This window comes from Caulobacter sp. P1_B12_2, assembly GCF_056406675.1.
This window is the reverse complement of sequence record NZ_JBFTZS010000322.1, coordinates 1-5,429: the sequence shown is the minus strand read 5'-3', so window position 1 is coordinate 5,429 and position 5,429 is coordinate 1. Positions and strand designations below refer to the sequence as shown.

At 66.5% G+C, this 5,429-nt stretch carries 7 protein-coding genes and 1 pseudogene; 3 read left to right on the top strand and 5 right to left on the bottom strand.

The genetic code is table 11. The features are described 5' to 3' along the window. Window positions 1–387 (bottom strand): annotated as a pseudogene (locus AC1DZ6_RS18010) (hypothetical protein); the annotation flags it as partial. Window positions 388–510: 123 nt separating this feature from the next. Here AC1DZ6_RS18010 and AC1DZ6_RS18005 point away from each other — a divergent pair. Both AC1DZ6_RS18005 and AC1DZ6_RS18000 read left to right on the top strand, forming a co-directional pair. Next, the gene (locus AC1DZ6_RS18005) at window positions 511–879 is read left to right on the top strand and encodes a response regulator (protein ID WP_028040271.1); all 369 of its coding nucleotides are present in this window, start codon (window positions 511–513) and stop codon (window positions 877–879) included. 4 nt (window positions 880–883) lie between these two features. Then, window positions 884–2,248 carry a PleD family two-component system response regulator gene (locus AC1DZ6_RS18000; RefSeq protein ID WP_477098514.1) on the top strand — a complete coding sequence of 455 codons (1,365 nt, stop codon included), beginning with the start codon at window positions 884–886 and terminating at the stop codon, window positions 2,246–2,248. Between the two features lie 87 nt (window positions 2,249–2,335). On the opposite strand, the gene AC1DZ6_RS17995 is transcribed toward AC1DZ6_RS18000, so the two are convergent. Next, window positions 2,336–3,115, bottom strand: coding sequence for a glutaminyl-peptide cyclotransferase (locus AC1DZ6_RS17995; protein ID WP_477098513.1), 780 nt, complete (start codon window positions 3,113–3,115; stop codon window positions 2,336–2,338). A 138-nt stretch (window positions 3,116–3,253) separates the two neighbouring features. Between AC1DZ6_RS17995 and AC1DZ6_RS17990 the strand changes: the two genes are divergently transcribed. Continuing rightward, window positions 3,254–3,823, top strand: coding sequence for a hypothetical protein (locus tag AC1DZ6_RS17990; RefSeq protein ID WP_477098512.1), 570 nt, complete (start codon window positions 3,254–3,256; stop codon window positions 3,821–3,823). A 70-nt stretch (window positions 3,824–3,893) separates the two neighbouring features. On the opposite strand, the gene rpmG is transcribed toward AC1DZ6_RS17990, so the two are convergent. From rpmG to AC1DZ6_RS17975, 3 genes are all read right to left on the bottom strand, one after another. Beyond that, window positions 3,894–4,061 (bottom strand): 50S ribosomal protein L33, encoded by a 168-nt coding sequence (gene rpmG / locus AC1DZ6_RS17985; RefSeq protein WP_007673017.1) that lies wholly within the window; start codon window positions 4,059–4,061, stop codon window positions 3,894–3,896. A gap of 81 nt (window positions 4,062–4,142) precedes the next feature. Then, window positions 4,143–4,589, bottom strand: a complete 447-nt coding sequence (locus tag AC1DZ6_RS17980; protein ID WP_477098511.1) for a DUF6265 family protein — start codon at window positions 4,587–4,589, stop codon at window positions 4,143–4,145. Between the two features lie 18 nt (window positions 4,590–4,607). Next, a complete protein-coding gene (locus tag AC1DZ6_RS17975; RefSeq protein ID WP_477098510.1) occupies window positions 4,608–5,336 on the bottom strand; it encodes an NUDIX hydrolase in 729 nt (242 codons plus the stop codon). Window positions 5,337–5,429 lie beyond the last annotated feature (93 nt).

The window sequence follows — 5,429 nt, the reverse complement described above, 5'->3', positions numbered from 1 at the left end:
GTCGAAGCCGTGGGTCTTCAGCCAGCGGGCGCGCGACTGGCGGCCGTGTTCGGGGGCGTTGGTCAGGATCACCACGTCGGCCCGGGTCGACAGGTCGGCTAGGGCGTCGGCCGCGCCCTCGGCCGGCAGCAGGTCGTCGGCCCCATCACGAAAGAAGTCGTCGAACAGCGCCCGGCCGGCGATCAGGTCCAGATGCTCGGTCTCGCCCGGGCGATAGATGTTCTGGAACAGGGCGAAGCGGTCGAACCGGAGTTCGAATCCGTGGCGCCCGATGAACGTTCCGAAGCCATGCATGAACCTGGCCAGGACCTCGTCGACATCGACGATGACCAGCGGCGTATCGGGGCGCACGATGCAGGCCTGAAGGTCTGAAAAACTGAGTTCCATGATCTGCGATTGGCCGGGGTGAAACGCGATTAGCGCGGGCTTAAGGATATTCGTGCGATCTGGAATTCAGAAGCGACGCGAATCCCTCACGCATCGCCACGGACCGGAATGGTCGGGGTCAGGATGACGAAGAAGGTCCTCATCGTCGAGGATAACGAGCTGAACATGAAGCTCTTTCATGACCTGCTCGAAGCCCAGGGTTACGAGATCCTGCAAACCCGCGAGGGCTTGCAGGCTCTGTCGATCGCCCGTGAGCATCGTCCCGACCTGATTCTGATGGACATCCAGCTGCCCGAGATCTCCGGCCTCGAAGTCACCAAGTGGCTCAAGGAGGACGACGATCTGTCACATATCCCCGTCGTCGCCGTTACGGCATTCGCTATGAAGGGCGACGAGGAACGCATCCGCGAGGGCGGCTGCGAGGCCTATATCTCCAAGCCCATCTCGGTGTCGCACTTCCTCGACACCATCACCCGGTTGCTGGAGAGGTAGGGCCGTGAGCGCGCGCATCCTGGTCGTCGACGATATCGAGGCCAATGTCCGCCTGCTCGAGGCCAAGCTTTCGGCCGAATATTATCAGGTCTCCGTCGCCTATGACGGCCCCACGGCCCTGACTCTGGCGGCGGCCGAGCTGCCCGACGTGATCCTGCTGGACGTGATGATGCCCGGCATGGACGGCTTCACCGTCTGCAAGAAGCTCAAGGAAGATCCGACCACCCGCCACATCCCGATCGTGCTGGTCACCGCGCTCGACGGCCGCGCCGACCGCATCCAGGGCCTGGAAGCCGGGGCCTCGGACTTTCTGACCAAGCCGATCGACGACGTCATGCTGTTCGCCCGCGTGCGCAGCCTGACCCGCTTCAAGCTGGTGATCGACGAACTGCGCCAGCGCGAGGCCTCGGGCCGCCGCATGGGCGTGATCGCCGGCGCCGCCTCGCGCCTGGACGGCCTGGGCGGCCGGGTGCTGATCGTCGACGACAACGAACGCCAGGCCCAGCGCGTGGCCGCCGAGCTGGCGGTCGAGCACCGCCCGGTCATCGAATCCGATCCGATGAAGGCCCAGATCAGCGCCGGCGGTCCGGTCGATCTGGTCATCATCAACGCCGCCGCCAAGGGCTTCGACGGCCTGCGCTTCGCCGCCAGCCTGCGCTCGGACGAACGCACCCGCCACCTGCCGATCCTGGCCATGGTCGATCCCGACGAACGTCAGCGCCTGGTCAAGGCGCTGGAGATCGGCATCAACGACATCCTGCCGCGTCCGATCGACCCGCAGGAGCTGTCGGCCCGGGTCAAGACCCAGATCCAGCGCAAGCGCTATACCGACTATCTGCGCCAGAACCTCGACCACAGCCTGGAACTGGCCGTCACCGACCAGCTCACCGGCCTGCATAATCGCCGCTACATGGCCGGCCAGCTCGACTCGCTGGTCAAGCGCGCCGCCCTGGGCGGCGACCCGGTCGCGGCCCTGCTGATCGACATCGACCACTTCAAGAAGATCAACGACGGCTTCGGCCACGACGTCGGCGACGAGGTGCTGCGCGAGTTCGCCCTGCGCCTGGCCTCCAACGTCCGCGCCATCGACCTGCCTTGCCGCTACGGCGGCGAGGAGTTCACGGTGATCATGCCCGACACCCAGCTGGTCGACGCCCTGCGCATCGCCGAGCGGATCCGCATGCACGTCTCCGGTTCGCCGTTCCGCGTGGCTCACGGCAGCGAGCTGCTGACCGTGACCATCTCGATCGGCGTCTCGGCCACCAGCGGCCCGAACGACACCCCCGAGACCCTGATGAAGCGCGCCGACGAGGCCGTCTACGAGGCCAAGAAGTCAGGCCGCAACGCCGTGGTGGGCAAGGCGGCTTAGGGCAGCCGGGGACATGCCCTTGCGGCGTGTCCCCAATTTCCAGGCGCCACGCTTGCCCGTGGGACACGCCGCAAGGGCATGTCCCCGTCAGGGCTTCGCCACCAGCCTGATCTCATAAAGCCGCGGCCACAGCTTGCCCGTCACGATCAGCCGATCCGCCTTGGCGTCATAGGCAATGCCGTTCAGCACGTCGGCCCGCGCCCGGTCGGCGACGGGCAGCAGGCCCGACAGGTCGATCCAGCCCTTCACATGGCCCGTCGCGGGGTCGATGCGAGCGATGCGGTCGGTCTGCCAGATATTGGCGTAGATCTCGCCCTTGACCCATTCCAGCTCGTTCAGCTGGTCCACGGGCCGGCCTTCGTCGGTGACCGTGATCCCCCCGGTTTCCTTCAGGGTCTCGGGATCCAGGAACCGCAGCCGCGACGTTCCGTCGCTCATGATGATCCGCTTGTCGTCACGGGTCAGGGCCCAGCCCTCGCCGGCATAGCTGAAGTCGCCCTTCGTCTCGAAGTCGTCGATCCCGTAGACGAAGCCGATCTGGGTCTTCCAGGTCAGCTGGATCAGCCGATCCTTCCAGTCGATGATCCCCTCGCCGAAGTACTGGCTGGAGATCGAGCGCTCGTTCTCGACGCTGCCGGTCTCCAGCACGATCTTGCGGATCGACGAGGCCCCCTCCAGTCCCGTGCTCTCGTACAGAAAGCCGTCGCGCAGGAAGAGGCCCTCGGTGAAGGCGTTGGGGTCGTGGGGGTAAGTGCGCACCACCTCGTAGCCGTAGATCGGCGTCGCGGCCTGAGCCAGCGGCGAACCCAGGCCGACAAGCAAGGCCGCGGCCAGCCAGGAAGCGAAGGTCGAGATTCGTCGGCGCATGGCGCAGCTAGCCATTTCATGCCGGGCAAAAACAAGGCCGGTCGACAACAAGCCCGACCGGGTCGCCGCGGCTTGCTTTCGCATAACGCCGTTGCGTGAGTTCGGCGATTTCTCCACTATGGCGGGAGAGGTGGGGCCATGACCGACAGTCACGACAGCGAACGGCATGTGCAGCTCTTCGGCCTGACGACCGAGAAGTCGGCCTTTTGGGAGCAGATGGCGATCGTCGCCTTTAGCGCCGGAGGCGTGCTGAGCGGGATCTACGCCTTCGCCGTGGGGGATTGGGCCAAGACCTTCAGCATCCTGTTTCTGGTGGGCTGCGCGGCGTGGCTGAGCGGAAGCGTGCTGGGCTTCCTGTTCGGCGTGCCACGGTTTCAGGCCGACCCCCAGGCCGACTCCAATCGGATGCTGCCCAATACGAATCTCGAACAGGTGTCCGACTGGCTGACCAAGATCATCATCGGCGCGACCCTGGTGCAGCTGGGCACGCTGGTCGATCACCTTCAGGCCTTGTTTTTGATGGTCGGGGGCCAGATCGACAAGCCCGGGGCGACGGTCGCCTCCGGCGCCGCCATCATCTTCCTGTTCGCCACCGGATTCATGTGGGGCTACCTGTGGTGCAGCCTGCGGATCTTCCGCGAAATGGCCAACCTGACCCAGCAGGAGCTCGACAGGGTTCGCCAGGCGCGCAGCCTTTCGGAAAACTAGCCGGCCTGAAACAAAAAAGCCCGGCGTCGCCGCCGGGCTTTTTCGATGTCGTCATCGTGACGGACAAGACCTACTTGATCTTGCCTTCCTTGAATTCGACGTGCTTGCGGATGACCGGATCGTACTTCTTCAGCACCATCTTTTCGGTCTTGGTGCGGGCGTTCTTCTTGGTCACGTAGAAGAAGCCGGTGTCCGCCGTCGAGTTCAGGCGGATCTTGATGGAAGCCGGTTTGGCCATGGTCGAATCCCTGCGATGGTCGCGCAGGTCCCTACGCGGTCGAAATAAGAGGCGCGGAACATACTCACCGGCGGCGCAAAGTCAATTGCCCGATGCGCACCGCTTGTAGGGGAAATCGACGCTCTTGGCCTGGCCGCCGATCTGGCCCTCGATCCGGCCGGCCACGGCGTCGCCTCCGACCCGGCGATAGATCACCCGCTGGGGAAAGTCGTGGGCGGGATCCTCGAACACCGCTTCGTCCGCGGTCAGGCTCTTGAGCGCAAAGGTGGCCTTCGCCTGACCCGAGGGTTCGGCGACATAGGCCAGGGAGCCGTCGGCCTCGACGATGCGGACGAACTCGTAGTCGCGCAGCTTGCCGTCGCGCACCGTGCGGCCCAGGCCCAGCATGGTCCCGCCGCCGGGCGCCATCCACAGCTCCTCGACCGCGCCGTTCGGCTTGGTCTGGATCCAGCAGCCTTGCAGCCAGGTCATCTGGTCGATCGTGGCGGGTGGGCCGGCGAGTTGGGCGGCGAGGATCAGGGCGAGCATGGAGGTCTCCTCGAGCGCCTACAGATAGCTCAGCTGCCGCGCCCCGCGCAGGAAGCGCATGAACGGCGCGGGGCGTCCAGGGTCGGCCAGGCGCTGGGCGACCTCGTGGACGACGAAGCGGGTGATGTTGGGCAGGTCCAGTTCGCGGGCGGCGTCGAAGTCGAACCAGCCGATCTCGTCCAGCTCGCCGCAGTCGGGCTGGCGCTCCAGGCTGAGCAGAGCACTGGCGGGGGCCATGAAGAACCGGGCGTCGAAGCGTCGGGTGCGATAGGGCGGGGTGATGGCCCGGGCCACGAAGGCCAGCGGCGCCAGGTCGGGCAGGGCGCCCTGGGCCAGGAACGGCCGCCAGGCCCCGGCGCCGGGCCGTGAGGGCGCTTCGCGGGCCAGCAGCAGGCCGGTCTCCTCGAAGGTCTCGCGCACCGCCGCCAGGGCCAGGGCGCGGGCCAGGCGGGGGGGATTGGCGTGGCGCGGCTCCAGGGCCAGACGCGCGGCGGTTTCGGGCGCGAGCTCGCTGGCGGACGGCGCGAGATAGTCGCCCCGGTCGACCCGGCCGCCGGGGAACACCCACTTGTCGGCCATGAAGGCCAGGCCCCGGTTGCGACGGCCCATCAGGATGCGCGGCTTGGGCCCGTCGTCGCGGACCACGATCAGGGTGGCGGCGTGGCGCGGCTTCAGCACGCCGGCGTTCGGATCGCGGACGTCGCCGTCGTTGCGGGTGTCGAATTTAGCGTCGATCGGCTCGTCCATGCGATGAGCTTAGACCCGACTCACGGCGGCGCCAGCCATCCGTAGGGGCAACTGGCGGTGAGTGGTCAGGGGACACGCCGCAAGGGCGTGTCC